Here is a 16,955-nt window from a genome sequence, read left to right as displayed (position 1 = left end):
GGCCAGCGGGCTTTTTTGATGGGGGCAGTGAGGGGGTGCCGGTGTGGCGGATCGATTCTTGGTAAAAGTTGGCTCCAGCGCTTGATGGTAAAGCGTTAATTGCTATAAAAACAGAAGCAAATGGATTGAACTGTTTTGAATGGAGATGTTGTCGTCGTACGACAACGCGCCCGGCAGGCAATGATTGGTTTTTAAAATGGGAATCATTCTTACTCTCATTATTAAAAACCATGGCCATCCTTCATCAAAAGACAGCGGTATGCCTGGGCATCGCGTTGGCATTCGGTCTTCTTCCCGCAAGGGCTTCGGCGCAAGGTGTGAGTGCCACTCTGTCGGAGGTGCGAGTGGACGCCAGCGCCGAGAAAGAGTCCGCCACCGCACCGGTGGTCGGCTACCGTGCCCGCAATGCTGCCACCGCCACCAAGACCGACACACCGCTGGCCGAAACCCCCCAGTCCGTGACGGTGGTCACGCGCGATCAGCTGGTGGACCAGGGCGCCACCACGTTTCAGGGGGCGCTGCTGTACGCGGCAGGGGTGCGCAGCGATGCGTACGGCCTGGACAGCCGGGCCGACAGCGTCCGGGTGCGCGGCAGCACCCCGGACACCTATCTCGACGGGCTGCGCCAGAACTACAACTACTACACCAGTACCACCCCTGCAGAGCCCTATGCGCTGGAGCGCATCGAAGTGCTTCGCGGCCCTTCGGGCATGTTGTTCGGCGCAGGTACGGTGGCAGGCGTGGTCAACATGGTGAGCAAGCGCCCACAGCAAGAAGCGCAGCGCGAAGTGGGCGTGCAGCTTGGCAGTTGGGGCCGCAAGCAGCTGCAGGCCGACCTGACCGGCCCCCTCACCGCGGATGGTGAATGGTCGTACCGCCTGGTGGCGGTGGCGCGCGATGCCAATACCCAGGTGGACCACGTGCCGGACGACCGCCGCCTGATCGCTCCGTCCCTGGCCTGGCGGCCCAGTGCGGCCACATCGCTGGTCCTGCAGGCCCATTGGCAGCAGGACCGCAGTGGCACCACCTCGCAGTTCCTGCCCTGGTCAGGCACGCTGCTGCCCAATCCCAACGGCATGTTGCCCATCAGCCGCTTCATCGGAGAGCCCGGCGACTATTACGACAGTGACCGGGAATCCATCGGCTACCTGTTCGAGCACCGTTTCAACGGCGCGTGGGCCGTGCGCCAGAACCTGCGCCTGGCCCGCAACGAAAATCGCGGCGGCTACCACTACGCCGACTTCTACAAACTCCCAGGCGGCTGGGGCGAAGACCCCGTCAACCAGCGGCTGATCGGCCGCCTGTACGGCAAGAACATCACGCGCACGCGCATGGCCGCGGTGGACACCCATCTGCAGGGCAACCTCACCACCGGGGGCCTGAGCCATCAGCTGCTGCTGGGCGTGGACTGGAACCGGCAGACCGAAAACAAAAACGAGGCCGACGACGCATACAACGCGCCCATCAATGCGTACGCCCCGGTGTACGGCAACGTCCTGAATCCGACGCTTGTCGCGAAACCCGAGAACGTGCAGCGCCAGAACGGCCTGTATGTGCAGGACCAGATGAAATGGGGCCGCTGGATCTTCATCGCCGGCCTGCGCCACGACCGCGCCGTGAACAGCCTGGCGGGCCAGTCAGATGACCGCACGAGCGACACCACGAAGCGCCTGGGCGTGATGTACCAGCTGGCCGGAGGCTGGACACCCTACGTCAGCTACGCAGAATCCTTTAGCCCGGTGAGCGGCACCAATACCTACGGCCAGCGTTTCAAGCCGCTGGAAGGCGAGCAGATCGAAGTGGGCGTGAAGTACGCCCCCGCAGGCAGCGCCACCCAGTTCACGGCGGCGGTGTACGACCTCAAGGAAAAGAACCAGAAGGTGGTTGATCCGGTCAACCCGAACAACTCGCTGCAGGTGGGCCAGACCCGCAACAAGGGACTGGAGCTGGAGTACAAGGCCCGCGTGGCCACAGCGTTCGACCTGACCGCCCACTACAACTACACCGATGTCGATCCGCTGCTGGAAAACCTGCCGCGCCATCAGGCGGCCGTGTGGGGCGTGTACCGGTTCTCCATTGGCGGCGTGCGCGGCTTCTCGGCGGGTGCGGGTTATCGCTGGCTGTCGTCGTTCCGTGATGGCACGGGGCCGAAGGTGCCGGCGGCGGGTGTCGTGGATGCGCTGCTGGCCTACGACAGCCAGGACTGGCGCTACGCCCTGAACATCAGCAACCTGGCCGACAAGAAGTACATGAGCACCTGCCTGGCGCGTGGCGACTGCTGGTGGGCCGCGCGCCGCAATGTGGTGCTGAGCGCGACGTATAGGTTTTAACCCCCTGAGCCGCTTCGCGTCTTCCCCCGAGGGGACGCCGCCCATGCGACGGTGCGGCACTGGCACGGCACAGTGCCAATGCGAAGGCCGGGCCCTTTGCTCTGGGTTGGCGCGGTGCAGTGAACCGCGGTACAAATGTCGAAAGGGCAGCCCGCGTCACGACGTGCTTCACGTGTTCCAAGTAAAAAACCCGCAGGTTTTGCAACCTGCGGGTTTTTTTGTGCACTACCGGGCAGAACCTGGGTTCCACCCGGAGCGGCTGGCCATTACATGCCCATGCCGCCCATGCCACCCATGCCGCCCATGTCGGGCATGCCGCCGCCAGCACCGGCCTCGTCCTTGGGTGCTTCTGCAACCATGGCTTCGGTCGTCAGCAGCAGCGATGCCACGGAGGCAGCGTTCTGCAGGGCCGTGCGGGTGACCTTCGTGGGGTCCAGGATGCCCAGCTCGAGCATGTCGCCGTACGTGTCGTTCGAAGCGTTGAAGCCGTAGTTGCCCTTGCCGGCCAACACAGCGTTCACCACCACCGAGGCTTCGCCGCCAGCGTTGTTCACGATTTCGCGCAGGGGCGCTTCGATGGCCTTGAGCACCAGCTTGATACCGGCTTCCTGGTCAGCGTTGTCACCCTTGATCGAGTCACCGACAGCTTGCTTGGCACGCAGCAGGGCCACGCCACCACCGGCCACAACGCCTTCTTCCACAGCTGCGCGCGTTGCGTGCAGTGCGTCTTCCACGCGGGCCTTCTTTTCCTTCATTTCGACTTCGGTGGCAGCGCCGACCTTGATCACGGCCACACCGCCAGCCAGCTTGGCCACGCGCTCTTGCAGCTTTTCGCGGTCGTAGTCGGACGTGGCTTCTTCGATCTGCACGCGCACTTGCTTGACGCGGGCTTCGATGTCACCCGCAGCGCCAGCGCCGTCGATGATGATGGTGTTTTCCTTGCCCACTTCGATGCGCTTGGCCTGGCCCAGGTCGGCCAGGGTCACCTTCTCGAGCGTCAGGCCCACTTCTTCAGCGATGACCTTGCCGCCCGTCAGGATGGCGATGTCTTCCAGCATGGCCTTGCGGCGGTCGCCGAAGCCAGGTGCCTTCACAGCCACAACCTTCAGGATGCCGCGGATCGTGTTGACCACCAGCGTAGCCAGGGCTTCGCCTTCGACTTCTTCGGCGATGATCAGCAGCGGACGGCCGGCCTTGGCGACTTGTTCCAGCGTGGGCAGCAGGTCGCGGATGTTGCTGATCTTCTTGTCGAACAGCAGCACGAAGGGGTTGTCCAGAATGGCGGATTGCTTTTCTGGGTTGTTGATGAAGTAGGGCGACAGGTAGCCGCGGTCGAACTGCATGCCTTCCACGACGTCCAGTTCGGAGTCGAGGGACTTGCCGTCTTCCACGGTGATCACGCCTTCCTTGCCAACCTTGTCCATGGCGTCAGCGATCAGCTTGCCGATGGTTTCGTCGGAGTTGGCGGAGATCGAACCCACTTGGGCGATTTCCTTGGAGGTCGTCGTGGGCTTGGAAGCCTTCTTCAGCTCGGCAACCAGGGCCGTCACAGCCTTGTCGATACCGCGCTTCAGGTCCATCGGGTTGATGCCGGCGGCCACGTACTTGAAGCCTTCGCGAACGATGGCTTGTGCCAGCACGGTAGCGGTGGTGGTGCCGTCACCAGCGTTGTCGCTGGTCTTGGAGGCCACTTCCTTCACGAGCTGGGCGCCCATGTTCTGCAGCTTGTCCTTGAGTTCGATTTCCTTGGCCACGGACACACCGTCCTTGGTCACGGTAGGGGCGCCGAACGAGCGCTCCAGCACCACATTGCGGCCCTTGGGGCCCAGGGTCACCTTGACCGCATTGGCCAGGATGTTCACGCCTTCAACCATGCGTGCGCGGGCTTCGCCGCCGAAAACTACGTCTTTTGCTGCCATTTTGGAGCTCCTGAAAATTTGATTCAAATTGGCCGCTAGCGCTTATCCAGTAAGCGCTAGAGGCTATGAAAAGATGAGTAATTCAGAGGGCGAGAGATTACTTCTCGACCACTGCGAACAGATCGTCTTCCTTCATGACCAGCAGCTCGTCGCCGTTGACCTTGACGGTCTGGCCCGAGTACTTGCCGAACAGAACGCGGTCACCGACCTTCACGTTCAGGGCGAGCACTTCGCCCTTGTCGTTCTTCTTGCCAGGGCCGACGGCCAGCACTTCACCTTGATCGGGCTTTTCAGCGGCGTTGTCAGGGATCACGATGCCGGAGGCGGTCGTGGTTTCGCTTTCGATACGCTTGACGATCACGCGATCGTGCAGAGGGCGAAGGTTCATTGCATTGCTCCTGTTTTCAGTAAAAAAGCTGACTTACTCAGCGCCTGGAGACCCAGGCGCTACCAAACTTCCGACAGGCAAGGTGGTGTTAGCACTCGTCTGTGGTGAGTGCTAATGATACGGGCATTTGTGACGGTTTCAAGACGTCCAAGGCATTTCCCGATTTCTTCGGATGCTGCTGCAGAAGGGTCTACCACCGGGTCCCCTAGGTTGGTGTCTATCTGTGATGCCCTAGAAGGCGGGTGCGATGGCATGTGATCGAGCCCGCTAACGTAGTCCAGACCATGCGTTTTAAGAGGACCTCGTGAGCTATTCCATCCTTCACTGCCGCTATCTGCCGTGGGTCGTCGGGCGATGCGGGGTTGTCCACAAGGTCTTTGACGTGGAGTGCCAACGTCCCAATGATTAGACTTGGCTTCCATGAGGTGGCCGGGCATGGTCGTTAACAAGATATCGTTTGGATTTTTTACGAGATCGATCATGGTTCTACTGGCATCTTGCTTTTAATCATCTCCTTGAAGAGATTCAATTATTATTCACTATGCAGAATGAAGAATGTAGGCGCACAACCTGCAGTGACCAAATAGGCCCGCCATCCAGTGCCAAGGCTCCCTTTGCATTTGTGCATATACCGAAATGCTCGGGAACGGCATTTGAAAATTACATGATTTCCCAGGGAGGAGGCTTTGCATCTTCTAGGGCATTTACTGGTGTTGGTGTGAATGGTGAGTCAGAATCGCTTGAGGCGTATTTCAAGAAAGAAGCATTATCGTCATTTGTCTTCGGGCATTTTCATTATCAAAATTTGCTACGCTTTTGCCCCAATGCATTTACGGCCACCTTTGTCCGTGATCCGGTGAATCGGACAATTTCGCAGTACAAATCATGGCACGACGAGAACAACTTTCATCCTGACGATCCACATTATAAAGTGGCGACATCCTCTGAGCGCGACGCACTGATTTTTGCGCAGCAGGCATCTTTGGAGGAATTTGTGTGTTCTGGTAATCCAATAATCTTTGATGGGGCGTTGGGCAATCAACAAACAATTTGTCTCTCCACGTACTTGGGGGGGGATATGGAAGAGCACCTGAAAAGTGCAAAAAAAAATCTAAATACATTTGATTTTTTTGGAATCACTGAGAATTTTATGGAATCACTGGAGCTCTTGCGATTGATGATTCCGGATTTTTCGGACTATGAAATTGTCAGAGAAAAGGAAAACAGATCTCGCATTGTTGTTGATGAGGTGACTCAACACGTGAGAGGTATAATTGCAGAGCAGGTCAAATACGATCAGCAGCTTTATGAATATGCTTGCCTCCTCTTCAAGGAGCGTATCCAAGAGTGGCGTTCTGGCTCCATGCCCGTCTATGCGTACAAGTGGTTCGCTGGGGAAAATACTGGTGATCGTCCTCAGGGAAGCAGGTCTTCGAGGCAGCGGCCCTCCCAGGAGGAATATCAGGCCTTGCGGTTAAGCCTCTCAAGACTGGAAATCGAAAACAAGAGAATACAGAGCGAAAGCGAGCAATTGCGCGAGCAGCTACAGCAAATCGAAATCCTGCATTTGCAGGCATCCGAGGCGAATCTAAAAGCTTTGGAGGTGCAGCAGGCACGTTCCATGGAGGCCGAGGCTGTCAATGGCATGGTTCGAGCGCAACTTGCACATCTGGAAGCAAGTCATATCCAGCTTCGCCAGGTTTACACGCATATCGTCGAATCACGATCGTGGCGTTTCATGCAAGCGCTGCAGTCTGTCTTGGCGAGATTTCATATCAAGTAATTCCTGCCTTGGCTTGGTTTGAATAAGTGTTTTGATACGCATGGCAAGCATTGATGTGCGCCTACATCGTTGTGTTTTTTCGTGCTAAGGGGGCTGGTGCAGGCGCCACTCTGCGGTCTCGGTTTTGGCGGGCCTTGGCAGTTCATTGAAGAGACCTGAATGATGGGTTGCAACCACACACTACCGGCCAAACGGCGTGGTTTGGCGGGGGGGCGGATGGCAGAGCAGAGGAGACTCTTGTGAGCCACATCGGTGGCGCTGTACAACGCGACAGGATTTGTGTCCCGTCTGGCTCAAGCCTGCTCAGTGAGCTTAGCTAGTGACGATGCTCTTGCTGCATTCGTGAATTTGCGTTAAATTTTTTAATCGAAGCCTATGGACTGGAAATCCCGCGTGCTGGAGAGGGTGTCTCGAGGGGCCACTAATTGATTTTGTGATCCTCAATCACTATGAGAACTAAAAAGATGTTCAATAAAATGAGATGGCAGTCCACAAGATCGGTAACCCTTGCAGTGTTGACGCTCTTTCTGGCGGCAGCTCAAGCCCAGCAGATTCTGCAACTCACACCGGGGGAGCCGCCGACGGAGAAGCTTGCGCTCACCGCAATGGATACCAAGCCTGGCGAAGCGTTGCTCATTGAAAATCTAAAAATTAACGATGAAGTTCCTTCGGTAGTGAATCTCAGGCTTCGGCGTTCAGAAGTCACCAGCGGTGAAACACAATTTATTGTTGTCGATGAAAAGGGATCGCGGGCCTTTCCATTGGCTACCAGCGCACATTTTGTGGGCACGCTCGAAGGCAATCCCGATAGCTATGCTTTTGTAACGGTATCCCCCAAGGGAGAAATTCGCACCATCATTCACCGCGGGAAGGAGACGGTTGTCAATGAACTGCTTCCTGTTCGCGGCAACGGTGCGGGTGCTGCTGTTTCACGCTTGGTGAATCATCAGAAAGATTTTATCAATCGAGAGTTTTCTTGCGGTGTAAGCCCAGATTTTCTTCAATCCGACCCGAGCCAGAAGAAGCTCGGGATTGAAAATTTGCTCAAAACTGGCCGGGAAAATTCTCAAAAAATTTTGAGTGAAGAGAAAGCAGGCAGCCCTCGGCGTGCGGATATCATCATTGATAGCGACTACGAGTTTTATCAAAATTTTGGTTCTGAGTCTGCTGCATTCACATATGTGACCAATCTGCTTACCTATGTGGGTAGTCGGTACCAAGCAGAAATATCCACCCGTTTCAATCTCAAGCAAATAGTAATTCGCACAACATCTGCCGATCCTTGGACCCAGACAGCCACGGGCGCGATGCTCAACGAGTTGCAAGCCTTCTGGAATGCCGGGGCAAATGCCTCTGTTTCGCGGCACCATGTTCATTTACTTAGCGGGAAAAATTCTGGGGGTGGGATAGCCTATGTGGGTAGCCTCTCCAACCAAAGTACGGCTTATGGCGTTAGTGCAAATATCGAAGGAGATTTCAATCCGTCGAACCCGCAGGTCATCTGGGATTCGGTCGTAGTTGCCCACGAGATTGGACATGCATTTGGTAGTTCACATACGCATGACTACGACAATCCCTATATTGCTCCGTCACCTAATACCGGTGGTGCAATCGATTGCTGCTATTCGGGAAATGCTACTGGGCAGTGCGGAATTGCCCTTGGGGGCGCCGGACGGTTGGGCTTTTTGCCTGGCGCATCCTCAACCACTGGAGGGGGCGCAGGTCAGGGAAACGGGACCATCATGAGTTACTGCCATCTGCTCAATGGGGGGATGAGCAACATCACATGGACTTTTGGAACCAATCACGTCTATGGGGTAAATGCTGGCCGTGTTCCAACTGTGATGTCGGATCAAGCGCAATCAAAGCTGCCGCTGGATGCTTCAGGTACCTTCGATCTGAGCGTTAGCAAAACGGGAACAGGCACGGTAACCAGCTCTCCGGCAGGTATTAATTGTGGGTTGGACTGCAACGAAAGTTATGCTGCGGGCACTATCGTCACGTTATCTGCATCCGTTGGAACGGGGTACACATTTTCCGGATGGGGAGGTGCTTGCTCGGGTGCCGGTGTGTGTACTGTCACGATGAGTGTGGCGCGGAATGTGACGGCCACATTCATTCCAACTCCCCAAGGCGTACTGTCTGTCGCGAAAATCGGGACTGGGACTGGCACCGTAAGTCGTGCAGGAGGATTGCTCAACTGCGGTAGTACTTGTACCGAGTCACTTGCTCCTGGCACCATTGCGACGCTGACGGCGAGCCCCGCTGCAGGAAGCTCATTTGTCGGCTGGAGTGGTGGGAGCTGCAGTGGAACAGGTGCTTGCTCATTCACCGTAAATGCAAACACCACTGTGACTGCAAACTTCAATTCCAGCAGCGGAGGCGGGCGTGCAACAACCCCATTGTTGGAGACGAATCTGACGGGTACTGCGGGCTCGGTTCAGTACCGCAGTGTTGTGGTTCCTGCCGGCGCAAAAAATCTTGTCATCCAGATCAGCGGGGGTATTGGAGATGTGGACCTCTATGTCAAATTTGGCCAAGTGCCAACTACCGCTTCATATGACTGCAGGCCTTTTGCGGTGGGAAACGAGGAGACCTGCACCTTCCCCACCCCGACCGCAGGAACCTACCATGTCATGCTGCGTGGTGATAGTCAATACAGTGGGGTTACCTTGGCCGCGACCTACCATAAGAGACTGATAAATATGGCGCCGATACTGCAACTTCTTTTAGACTGAGGGGTTTATATGAAAATATTCAAGAAAATCGCTATTGCCACCGGCGTGGCAATGATTGCATGCAGTGCGCAGGCAGGATCTTCGTCTGGTAAGGTAACCACGCTGATTATCAATTCCAGCAATTTCCTGTTTTTCACGGCAGGCGTTAAAACTGGCTCGCCATCATGTGGTAATAATAACCAATGGGCTATCAATCTCGCCACAGCCCAAGGGAAAACCATCTATGCCTTGTTGTTGTCTGCCCAGGCGCAAGACAGGACGGTATCCGTTTTTGGCAACAATGCCTGTAACAACTGGGGTGATCGTGAAGATGTTCTGTATGCCACTTCTGATTGAATGCCTGTTCGGTTAAAAAAGGAAAGACCTGAGTTTTCAGGAGGCCGATCAACATCGGCCTGAAGTGTGCTAGCTCCGTCTCACCCAACTGGCGAGTAGATCCTGGAACCTGTCTTTGACAGCGACTTGTTTTTCGATGGTTGAGCGGGCATGCCCTGGCCTGATTTCTTGGTGGGCAGAGAGGCCTTGGAGCTGCGGGGATTCCTCGGCACTGCGGGTTTTAGGGGTGTGCATGGGCCAGCGTCGTGAGCCCAGCTTGGGCGGACGGGCAGGCTCATACATTGATGCATGCTGCGGGTTCCGAGGGAGCCACAGCGCTGCAACAGTGGGCTGTGCACTGACTCGATCTATGGCAACACCCATGAACGCATGGCTGAGCAGTTACAGACCATGGGGGTTTCAGCCAACTTCTTCGCCAGTGGGGCCTAGCGGACAATTTCCGTTAAATCATTATGTGCCCCACCCTGTTCAGCACCGGAGAAGGAAACCCGATGTAACCCTGGCTGGCGCGTATATGAGCAAAGATACAATGCGTTAAAGAAGTGCCGGAGAGCTACACCGGCGCCTTGGTCTCTCATACGCGCCTTTCGCAAGGTCCGCCTTCACCGCGCACCCCTTTTTTGACTTGTTCAGTTTCCAAGCGGGCTGGGCCGCGGCGAACACTGACGCTTTCCTTCTTATCCCCTTTTCATGAAGCACACACTGGTTCCTGTCGTCTTGTGTGGAGGTTCTGGCACCCGGCTGTGGCCTTTGTCGCGTGAAGCCTACCCAAAGCAGTTTCTTGCGTTTGACGGTGAATTCACAATGCTTCAAGACACCGTTCTGCGCTTGCATGGCTTGGCGGAATGCGTGTCGTTGGCGCCACCTGTGCTCGTCTGTAATGTCGAGCATCGTTTTCTTGCAGCCAGCCAACTGGTGGCTGCGCAAGTGGATGACGCACGGATCGTGCTGGAACCATTTGGCCGAAATACAGCACCAGCGCTCACTCTTGCTGCGTTGCAGGCGGGCTCCGACGGGGCTGACCCCATACTTTTGGCCATGCCGGCGGACCACGTGTTCACTGATCGGGCCGCCTTGCATGTGGCAATCCTGCAAGCCATGGAGGTGGCTGTACAAGGGGCCCTGGTCACTTTTGGCATCGTGGCGGACCGGCCTGAAACAGGGTATGGGTACATTCAGCGCGGCGCCGAATATCAGCAGGGTTCCTATCGGGTCGCCAACTTTGCAGAAAAGCCTGACGGGGATACCGCTCAGCGGTACGTCGACTCTGGGGAATACCTGTGGAACAGTGGGCTTTTCATGGTGCGCGCGAGTGTTTGGCTAAAAGCGTTGGACGCATGCAAACCTGAAATCCTGCAGGCCTGCACCCGTGCGATGGCCGACGCCCAGTGCGATCTGGATTTCGTACGGCCTGATGTGGCGGCGTTCGCAGCCTGTCCGTCAGACTCCATTGACTATGCGGTGATGGAGCACCTGCCCAAGCGTCCTGATCTAGGAATCCCTGCATGTGTCGTGCCGTTGCAGGCTGGATGGTCTGATCTGGGGGCCTGGGATGCGTTGTGGCAAGTCCTTGGGCACGATGCCAATGACAACGCCATTGTGGGGGATGCTGTGTTAACCGATTCGACGGGCTCGCTAGTGATGGCGCGCAGTCGACTGGTTGCAGGTGTCGGCCTGAGGAATATCGTGGTGATTGAGACACCCGATGCGGTTCTTGTTGCCGACAAATCGCAAACTCAGAGCGTCAAGCACATCGTGGCGCATCTCAAGGCGCAAAAGCGCGCCTTGGCGGATACACACCGGAAGGTGCACCGGCCATGGGGCTGGTACGACAGCATTGACAGCGGGGAGCGCTTCCAGGTCAAGCGCATCGTGGTGAACCCCGGCGCGAGTCTTAGCTTGCAAATGCATCACCACCGTGCCGAACACTGGGTGGTTGTCAAAGGAACGGCCCAAGTCACCAACGGCGAGAAGGTTTTCCTGTTGGGTGAGAACGAATCGACTTATATCCCCGTAGGCCACATTCACCGACTTTCCAACCCCGGGAAGGTACCGTTGGAGATCATTGAGGTCCAGTCGGGAAGTTATCTGGGGGAGGACGATATCGTGAGATATGACGATAGCTATGGGCGAATGTCCTCTTAACTTAATAAATCAGTATCCAGGAGAGTGAATTGAAGAAAAAGATAGCGCTTATAACAGGCATTACCGGGCAGGATGGAGCATATTTGGCCGAATTGCTGCTTAGTAAGGGGTATTCAGTTCACGGCATTCGTCGGCGGGCTTCGCTATTTAATACAGATCGCATTGACCATTTGTATCACGACCCACATAGCGAAGGGCTGGATTTGACACTCCATTATGGGGATTTGACAGATTCGTCCAGCCTTATTCGCATTGTTCAGCAGGTTCAGCCGGACGAAATCTACAACCTTGCAGCCCAAAGCCATGTGGCAGTTTCGTTCGAAGAGCCTGAGTACACCGCCAATTCTGATGCATTGGGAACGTTGCGCCTGTTGGAAGCCGTACGTATTGCAGGCTTGGAGAAAAAGTCCCGTTTTTACCAAGCATCTACCTCTGAGCTCTATGGCCTAGTGCAGGAAGTGCCTCAAAAGGAAACCACCCCGTTTTACCCACGGTCTCCGTATGCAGTGGCAAAGATGTACGCCTACTGGATCACAGTGAACTACCGCGAAGCGTATGGAATGTATGCGTGCAATGGTATTTTGTTCAACCACGAATCTCCATTGCGAGGCGAGACTTTCGTGACCCGCAAGATCACCCGCGCACTTGCGAGAATCAAGCTGGGATTGCAGGAGTGCCTGTACCTTGGAAACATGAATGCCCTGCGCGATTGGGGCCATGCACGTGACTATGTCGAAATGCAATGGCTTATGCTGCAGCAGGAAACAGCAGAAGATTTCGTGATCGCAACCGGAGAACAGCACTCAGTGCGTGAATTTGTGGATCTCGCAGCGAAAGAAATCGACATTCATATCCAATGGCAGGGCAAGGGTGTCGAGGAAAAAGGCTACGACTCGGCAACCGGTAAGTGTATTGTGGCGGTTGATCCCAGGTATTTCCGCCCCTCAGAGGTCGAAACCCTGCTTGGGGATCCTAGCAAGGCAAAGCAAAAGCTTGGGTGGGTGCCAATCACCACTTTTTCAGAGCTGGTGTCTGAAATGATGCGGGAAGACCTCAAGGAGGCGCAACGCGACGAGTTGGTCAAACAGAATGGTTTCAAATACTTCAACCATCACGAATGATCGGCCAGGCATGATTCCTGTATATCAACCCTACTTCAACGGTCGCGAAAAAGAATACGTCAATCAATGCCTGGATTCCACTTGGATTTCGTCCAAAGGAGAGTTCATCGGCAGATTTGAGTCGGCCTTTGCAAAATATGTGGGCGCGCCAGGGGGGGCAACCAGTGTTTGCAATGGCACTGTGGCCATTCATCTGGCCTTGGCCGCGTTGGGAATTGGTCCAGGTGACGAAGTGATTGTGCCAACCTTCACCTACATTGCTTCGGTCAACACCATCATCCAGACGGGTGCGACACCCGTGTTTGTGGATTCACTACAAGCCACCTGGCAGGTTGACCCCGAAGATATCCGGCGAAAAATTACACCGCACACTAAAGCGGTGATGGCGGTTCACTTGTATGGGCAATCCTGTGATATGGATCCCATTCTTCAAATTTGCGAAGAAAACAATCTATTCCTAGTCGAAGACTGTGCCGAAGCCTTCGGAAGCTATTACAAGGGACGTCATGTGGGCTCCTTTGGTGACATCGCCACTTTCAGCTTCTTTGGCAATAAAACCATTACTACTGGCGAAGGAGGAATGGTGGTTGCGAAGGATGCTGCTGTATTGGCGAAGGCATTTCACTTGAAGAATCAGGGTGTATCGCCAAGCAGGGAGTACTGGCATGACATCGTTGCCTATAACTACCGAATGACCAACATCTGCGCCGCCATTGGCTTGGCGCAGCTGGAGCAAGCAGACGTCATTCTTGAAAAAAAGCGCCAAATCGCACTTTGGTACGCAGAAGCGCTGCAAGGACTGCCGCTGGACGTGCATCGAGAAGAGCCCGGCACTACACACTCTTTCTGGATGTGCTCCATTCTTGTGAACAATGCCAGCCATCGAGATGGGCTGCGCCAGCACCTGCGGGAGCACGGCGTTGAGACCCGGCCCGTGTTCTATCCTGCGCACACCATGCCCCATTGTCTGACAAAGGGGGTATTTCCTGTCGCTGAATATTTAGGCGCACGTGGGGTCAATTTGCCAAGTTATCCCGCACTGACGCAAGGTGAAATCCAGCGGATTGCTCAGTACATTCAGTCCTTTTTTGGGGCTATGGTGCAATGAAGTACGCCTTGGTCGCAACTACAGGCTATTTATTGCTTGTGGATCTCCAGTCTAGAAAGGTGCTGCCTCTCGAGAGTCATCGTACCGAATATTATGGAATATCCTGGTTTGCGGGAGAGGATGAATTGGTCCTCTCCCACTCCGGGGTGAATAATTCTGAGCTTGTTGACATTTCATCTTATGCTCAATCTGAGCAAGGTTGGCTGTCAAAAGGCGCTAAAAATAGTGGGAAATTTTTATCTCAGCCTCACCAGATATTTTGCGCACCCGATGGACGTGTCATATCTACGAACACGGGTAGAAATGTCATTTCAATAATCGATTTGAATCGACCCAAGGTTTTTCAGGAGGCAGGAGTCAGCAGCGCCAGATGGGATCGATTAGCACTGGATAGGATTACTGGAGATCATCTGAATTCCGTTTTTCTTCATTCTGGAAAATTGTTCGTTGTGGCCCATGGCCACAGTAAGGGTTCGAAGCTCGCCGTTTTTTCGTATCCTGACCTGGAAGTGTTGTCGATAATTCCTTTGGGTGAAAGAACGGGGCTTCACAATATTTGGATTACTTCTGAAGGCCAACGATTAAGTTGCCACTCAGAAATAGGTGGCTTGATAGATATTGATTCAAAAGAACCTCTGTGGGAGTCTGGTTCGCCGGTTTATACACGCGGACTGGCTGCGACTAGAGATTACGTTGTTGTAGGCGAGAGTCAGAAAGTGGGGCGAGACTTACGCCGCGATTCTTTGAGCGCATTGTGGATATTGGATAGAAAAAAGTGGCAGGCAATTGATTATTTTTGCCTAGGGTCTTTTGGGGCTGTGAATGAAGTGAGATTGTTGGATGTCCCTGACGAAGCACATCATGGGGTGCCGCTGAATAATCTTCAGAAATTTCTGGAGAAAAGCATGGCTGGAGACGGAGTTCAAGAGCGGCTCCCGAAGCCTGTAGAAAAAAGATGGCAACCTATCCACATGCAGGGGGATATAACCCAGAACAGGCTCCAGGCTGCACGCGCTGCAGTGGAAGGGAGGATTGCATGGTCCTCGTACCAGTTGGTCCTTGGTTCGCCAGAAACGTTAAATGATGGTAGCAAGCGAGCATCTGCCGGCCTGTGTTTGGCTCTGAAGCACGCTACAGGCAATCAATCGACGGAGAGCTTTACCTATGCGCTGGAAGCAGGACAGGAGTCGCATGTCTCTGCTGTGCTTGGGTATACGGGTAAAGGGGGGGATACCCATATGGCTGCATTACTCGTTCAGAGTTCGGGTAAGGAGGGGGTATTGTCTGTATGGCGCCATCATGGAGAAACGTGGAAACAGTTGTCAGAAGTTGCAGCTGTGTTCGGGCTTCCAATAAAAGGAGATTGCCAGCTCTCCGTTACCTCTTCAACGGCTATTTTGTTGATAGGAGATGTGGAGGTAATGCATCTGGATGCGTCAGTACTAGGGCTGGACAGCTGCAATAAGGGGCTCGGTATCCGATGGATAGGTGCAACGGTCAAACCACTGGACTAGCTTGATGAATCGATATTGGAAGGGGATATGGCAATCCCGCTATTTTTGGATCCACCTCGCCCTTGCTGACCTGCGTTCGCGTTGGCGGCGTTCCTTTTTTGGAGCCTTGTGGTCTATTATTCAACCACTGGGTATGACCGCATTGTTGGCGGTGGTGTTCAGTCAGATGTTTAAATCGGACATCACAACCTACGCCCCTTATATTCTCTCTGGCTTGATTGTGTGGGAGTTTGTGGTTGCCAACGTTACTGGCGGTGCCCTGTCTTTCGTCCAAGCAGATGCGTATATCAAACAGTGCAAACACCCACTGGCCATCTATACCCTCCGAACCGTCTTGGGAAGTCTGGCCGTGTTGATGCTGGCGAGCCTTGCATTGTTTGGATGGTCTCTTGTGGTGCTCCCACAGAACTTTGGCTGGAGCTGGCTGGCAGTATTCACCATTTTCCCGATTCTCGGAATAATCGCTTGGCCACTGGCAACAACCTTGGCGTATGTGGGAGTGCGTTTCCGTGACGTGCCACATGCCATGGGACTGCTGATGCAGGCTTTGTGGTTTGTGTCACCGGTTTACTTTGAGGCAAAAATGTTCAAGCAAGGAGGTATGGACTTCTTGGTTGATTTCAATCCCATTTACCATGTTCTTCAACTGGTCAGGGCACCGCTCTTGAATGGGGCGTGGCCCACAGTCGAAAATTATGCCTATTCTCTAGCCCTAGCGCTGATTTTTGCATTTTTCGCGTGGTTGGTAGGCCGTAAGGCTGAGAGTAAGGTGATCTTCTATCTATGAGCCAACCCCACATTAGCCTCCAGACAGTAAATCTTCACTATGCATCGGTTGCATTCAAAGAGCGTTCCTTGAAGTCTCTTGTTGCAAGGCCCTTTGGCAAGCGCAATGCAGATGAAGTCAAAGATGTTCATGCACTTAAGAATATTAATCTTGAGATCACAGGAGGGGAGCGGGTGGGTCTCCTCGGACATAATGGTGCTGGGAAGAGTACTTTTCTCAAAACTGTGGCAGGCTTGTATCCTGTATCAAGTGGCAAGGTTGAAGTACGTGGCCAAGTCCGTTCGCTATTCGACTTGAGTTTAGGGTTTGAACCGGATGCAACTGGCCGAGAAAATATTCTCTATCGCGGCCTTCTTTTGGGGTTGACGCCAAAATTCATGCGCGAAAAGCAGGCGGAGATTGTCGAATTTGCCGATTTGCGTGAATTTATTGATTATCCTATTAAAACCTATTCTGCGGGAATGCAGGTTAGGCTAGCATTTGCCATATCAACAGCGGTGGGGGGTGATATTCTACTGCTTGATGAAGTGATTGGGGCGGGGGATGCCAATTTTATGGTTAAGGCCCGGCTGCGCATAGCCCAATTGATTGAGCGGGCAGAGATTCTTGTTTTGGCTTCTCATGACTTTTCTGCTTTGAAGAGTCTATGCCAGCGGGGGGTTGTTTTTCATCGTGGAGAAGTGGTGTTTGATGGCGCAGTGGATGATGCCATTAGTGAATACAAGAAGATAAATAAAATACTATGAGTTCGCGATCCCCTTTGCGTGTGATGTGGTTGTTGAACCA

General features: G+C 54.3%; 12 protein-coding genes. 10 read left to right on the top strand and 2 right to left on the bottom strand.

Annotation, left to right across the window (positions count from 1 at the left end; all coding sequences use genetic code 11):
* Positions 1 to 230 precede the first annotated feature (230 nt).
* Positions 231 to 2,330 (top strand): TonB-dependent siderophore receptor, encoded by a 2,100-nt coding sequence (locus IB243_RS14355; RefSeq protein WP_225584954.1) that lies wholly within the window; start codon positions 231 to 233, stop codon positions 2,328 to 2,330.
* Between the two features lie 266 nt (positions 2,331 to 2,596).
* Here IB243_RS14355 and groL read toward each other — a convergent pair whose 3' ends face one another.
* Both groL and IB243_RS14345 read right to left on the bottom strand, forming a co-directional pair.
* Positions 2,597 to 4,249, bottom strand: a complete 1,653-nt coding sequence (gene groL, locus IB243_RS14350; RefSeq protein WP_010462232.1) for a chaperonin GroEL — start codon at positions 4,247 to 4,249, stop codon at positions 2,597 to 2,599.
* Positions 4,250 to 4,346: 97 nt separating this feature from the next.
* Positions 4,347 to 4,637: a co-chaperone GroES gene (locus IB243_RS14345; protein WP_056173280.1), complete on the bottom strand. Its 291-nt coding sequence runs from the start codon at positions 4,635 to 4,637 to the stop codon at positions 4,347 to 4,349.
* 541 nt (positions 4,638 to 5,178) lie between these two features.
* Here IB243_RS14345 and IB243_RS14340 point away from each other — a divergent pair.
* The 9 genes from IB243_RS14340 to IB243_RS14300 all read left to right on the top strand — a co-directional run bounded on the left by IB243_RS14340 (position 5,179) and on the right by IB243_RS14300 (position 16,915).
* On the top strand, positions 5,179 to 6,420 hold the full coding sequence (locus IB243_RS14340; protein WP_192427863.1) for a sulfotransferase family 2 domain-containing protein: 1,242 nt from the start codon (positions 5,179 to 5,181) through the stop codon (positions 6,418 to 6,420).
* A 464-nt stretch (positions 6,421 to 6,884) separates the two neighbouring features.
* Positions 6,885 to 9,158 (top strand): M12 family metallo-peptidase, encoded by a 2,274-nt coding sequence (locus IB243_RS14335; RefSeq protein ID WP_304503445.1) that lies wholly within the window; start codon positions 6,885 to 6,887, stop codon positions 9,156 to 9,158.
* A 9-nt stretch (positions 9,159 to 9,167) separates the two neighbouring features.
* Complete coding sequence (locus tag IB243_RS14330; protein ID WP_139019190.1) at positions 9,168 to 9,494, top strand: hypothetical protein; 327 nt, start codon at positions 9,168 to 9,170, stop codon at positions 9,492 to 9,494.
* A gap of 690 nt (positions 9,495 to 10,184) precedes the next feature.
* Positions 10,185 to 11,639, top strand: a complete 1,455-nt coding sequence (locus tag IB243_RS14325; RefSeq protein WP_192427859.1) for a mannose-1-phosphate guanylyltransferase/mannose-6-phosphate isomerase — start codon at positions 10,185 to 10,187, stop codon at positions 11,637 to 11,639.
* A gap of 29 nt (positions 11,640 to 11,668) precedes the next feature.
* The gene (gene gmd, locus IB243_RS14320; RefSeq protein WP_010462223.1) at positions 11,669 to 12,760 is read left to right on the top strand and encodes a GDP-mannose 4,6-dehydratase; all 1,092 of its coding nucleotides are present in this window, start codon (positions 11,669 to 11,671) and stop codon (positions 12,758 to 12,760) included.
* 10 nt (positions 12,761 to 12,770) lie between these two features.
* Positions 12,771 to 13,868, top strand: a complete 1,098-nt coding sequence (locus tag IB243_RS14315) for a DegT/DnrJ/EryC1/StrS aminotransferase family protein (protein WP_192427857.1) — start codon at positions 12,771 to 12,773, stop codon at positions 13,866 to 13,868.
* Positions 13,865 to 15,382, top strand: a complete 1,518-nt coding sequence (locus IB243_RS14310; RefSeq protein WP_192427855.1) for a hypothetical protein — start codon at positions 13,865 to 13,867, stop codon at positions 15,380 to 15,382. Before IB243_RS14315 ends, IB243_RS14310 begins: the two co-directional genes overlap by 4 nt.
* 4 nt (positions 15,383 to 15,386) lie before the next feature.
* A complete protein-coding gene (locus IB243_RS14305; RefSeq protein ID WP_029413917.1) occupies positions 15,387 to 16,169 on the top strand; it encodes an ABC transporter permease in 783 nt (260 codons plus the stop codon).
* The gene (locus tag IB243_RS14300) at positions 16,166 to 16,915 is read left to right on the top strand and encodes an ABC transporter ATP-binding protein (RefSeq protein WP_057272313.1); all 750 of its coding nucleotides are present in this window, start codon (positions 16,166 to 16,168) and stop codon (positions 16,913 to 16,915) included. The genes IB243_RS14305 and IB243_RS14300 overlap by 4 nt, the downstream gene beginning before the upstream one ends.
* The last annotated feature ends 40 nt before the right edge of the window (positions 16,916 to 16,955 follow it).

Origin of the sequence: Acidovorax sp. ACV01 (assembly GCF_014851495.1) — a bacterium.
GTDB lineage: Bacteria > Pseudomonadota > Gammaproteobacteria > Burkholderiales > Burkholderiaceae_C > Acidovorax > Acidovorax radicis.
The sequence above is the reverse complement of the archived record's forward strand: the minus strand, read 5'-3'. Positions and strand labels throughout refer to the sequence as shown.

What these genes read in the sequence shown, in the direction of transcription:
- IB243_RS14355 (WP_225584954.1), top strand. Translation starts at nt 231, where the DNA reads ATGGCCATCCTTCATCAAAAGACAGCGGTATGCCTGGGCATCGCGTTG.
- groL (WP_010462232.1), bottom strand. Translation starts at nt 4,249, where the DNA reads ATGGCAGCAAAAGACGTAGTTTTCGGCGGCGAAGCCCGCGCACGCATG.
- IB243_RS14345 (WP_056173280.1), bottom strand. Translation starts at nt 4,637, where the DNA reads ATGAACCTTCGCCCTCTGCACGATCGCGTGATCGTCAAGCGTATCGAA.
- IB243_RS14340 (WP_192427863.1), top strand. Translation starts at nt 5,179, where the DNA reads ATGCAGAATGAAGAATGTAGGCGCACAACCTGCAGTGACCAAATAGGC.
- IB243_RS14335 (WP_304503445.1), top strand. Translation starts at nt 6,885, where the DNA reads ATGTTCAATAAAATGAGATGGCAGTCCACAAGATCGGTAACCCTTGCA.
- IB243_RS14330 (WP_139019190.1), top strand. Translation starts at nt 9,168, where the DNA reads ATGAAAATATTCAAGAAAATCGCTATTGCCACCGGCGTGGCAATGATT.
- IB243_RS14325 (WP_192427859.1), top strand. Translation starts at nt 10,185, where the DNA reads ATGAAGCACACACTGGTTCCTGTCGTCTTGTGTGGAGGTTCTGGCACC.
- IB243_RS14315 (WP_192427857.1), top strand. Translation starts at nt 12,771, where the DNA reads ATGATTCCTGTATATCAACCCTACTTCAACGGTCGCGAAAAAGAATAC.
- IB243_RS14310 (WP_192427855.1), top strand. Translation starts at nt 13,865, where the DNA reads ATGAAGTACGCCTTGGTCGCAACTACAGGCTATTTATTGCTTGTGGAT.
- IB243_RS14305 (WP_029413917.1), top strand. Translation starts at nt 15,387, where the DNA reads ATGAATCGATATTGGAAGGGGATATGGCAATCCCGCTATTTTTGGATC.
- IB243_RS14300 (WP_057272313.1), top strand. Translation starts at nt 16,166, where the DNA reads ATGAGCCAACCCCACATTAGCCTCCAGACAGTAAATCTTCACTATGCA.